Genomic DNA, 2,174 nt, shown 5'->3' with positions numbered 1-2,174 from the left:
GCCAAGGCACCCGCCGCCAAGGCACCCGCCGCCAAGGCACCCGCCGCCAAGGAGCCCCCGGCCAAGGCACCCGCCGCCAAGGGGCCCGCGACGGAGCCGACGCCGAAGCCGCGCGACATCCCCGCCGTCAAGGGGACCGGCCCCGTCAACGAGGACGTGCTCACACCCATGCGCGGAGCGTCGGCGCGCGTCGTCGCCAACATGGAGTCCTCGCTCGAGGTCCCGACCGCCACGAGCGTCCGCGCCATCCCGGCCAAGCTGCTCATCGACAACCGGGTGGTCATCAACAACCACCTCGCTCGCTCTCGCGGCGGCAAGGTGAGCTTCACGCACATCATCGGCTACGCGATGGTCAAGGCCCTCGCCGTCATGCCCGAGATGAACTACGGGTACACCCAGAAGGACGGCAAGCCCAGCCTCGTCCGGCCGGCGCACGTCAACTTCGGCCTCGCGATCGACCTCCAGAAGGAGGACGGGTCGCGCACCCTCGTCGTCCCGTCGATCAAGTCGGCGGAGGAGATGGACTTCGTCCACTTCTGGACCGCCTACGAGGACATGGTCAAGAAGGCTCGCAACAACAAGCTGACGGTCGAGGACTTCCAGGGCACGACCATCTCGCTGACGAATCCCGGTGGCATCGGCACCGTCCACTCGGTCCCTCGGCTCATGAAGGGGCAGGGCGCCATCATCGGCGTCGGCGCCCTCGACTACCCCGCCGAGTGGCAGGGAGCGAGCAGCGAGACGCTCAACCGCAACGCCGTGAGCAAGATCCTCACGCTCACCTCGACCTACGACCACCGGATCATCCAGGGCGCGGTGAGCGGGGAGTTCCTCGGCGTCATCCACGAGCTGCTCCTTGGCGGGAACCGCTTCTACGACGAGATCTTCGAGTCGCTGCGAATCCCCTACGAGCCGGTCCGCTGGATCCGGGACATCGACTCGTCGCACGACGACGACATCAACAAGGTGGCCAGGGTTCAGGAGCTGATCCATGCCTACCGCGTCCGCGGCCACCTCATGGCGGACACCGACCCGCTGGAATACAAGCAGCGCCGGCACCACGACCTCGACGTCACCACCCACGGACTGACCTTGTGGGACCTCGACCGCACCTTCGCCACCGGCGGCTTCGGCGGCGCACCCTTCCTCAAGTTCCGCAAGATCCTCGGCATCCTGCGCGACTCGTACTGCCGCACCGTCGGCATCGAGTACATGCACATCCAGGACCCGGACCAGCGCACGTGGATCCAGAACAAGGTGGAGGTGCCCTACAAGAAGATCTCGCGCGAGGAGCAGCTGCGGATCATGCGGCGACTCAACGCTGCCGAGGCCTTCGAGACGTTCCTGCAGACGAAGTTCGTGGGCCAGAAGCGATTCTCGCTCGAGGGTGGCGAGTCGGTCATCGCGCTGCTCGACCGCATTCTCTACCGGGCCGCGGGAGATGATCTCGACGAGGTCTGCATCGGCATGCCCCATCGCGGACGCCTCAACGTGCTCGCCAACATCGCCGGCAAGTCCTACGGCCAGATCTTCCGCGAGTTCGAGGGCAAGCAGGACCCGCAGTCGGTCCAGGGCTCCGGGGACGTCAAGTACCACCTCGGCACCGAGGGTGAGTTCCACACCGAGGACGGCAAGAAGACCAAGGTCTACCTCGCGGCCAACCCGTCGCACCTCGAGGCCGTCAACCCGGTCCTCGAGGGCATCGTCCGCGCCAAGCAGGACCGGTTGAACCTCGCCGGCGAGTCGTTCCCCGTCCTTCCCGTCCTCCTCCACGGCGATGCGGCCTTCGCAGGTCAGGGTGTCGTCGCCGAGACGCTCAACCTGTCCCAGCTGCGTGGCTACCGGACCGGCGGGACGATTCACATCGTCATCAACAACCAGGTCGGCTTCACGACGTCGCCCAGCTCATCGCGGTCCTCGGTCTACTCGACCGATGTGGCCCGGATGGTGCAGGCGCCGATCTTCCACGTCAACGGCGACGACCCAGAGGCGTGCGTTCGCGTCGCCGAGCTCGCCTACGAGTTCCGGCAGGAGTTCAACAAGGACGTCGTCATCGACATGGTGTGCTATCGCCGCCGCGGGCACAACGAGGGTGACGACCCCTCGATGACGCAGCCGCTCATGTACAACCTCATCGAGGCCAAGCGCTCGGTCCGCAAGCTCTACACCGAGTC

Annotated in this window: 1 protein-coding gene; it reads left to right on the top strand. The window is 66.4% G+C overall.

The genetic code is table 11. The annotated features are described in order from the left end of the window. A partial coding sequence (locus LOY02_RS12205) for a multifunctional oxoglutarate decarboxylase/oxoglutarate dehydrogenase thiamine pyrophosphate-binding subunit/dihydrolipoyllysine-residue succinyltransferase subunit (RefSeq protein ID WP_317182633.1) occupies positions 1 to 2,174 on the top strand: 2,174 nt, incomplete at both ends.

The sequence above is a fragment of the Intrasporangium sp. genome (genome assembly GCF_032907665.1).
GTDB lineage: Bacteria > Actinomycetota > Actinomycetes > Actinomycetales > Dermatophilaceae > Intrasporangium.
Note: the sequence above shows the minus strand (reverse complement) of the source record. Positions and strands in the feature narration are given on the sequence as shown.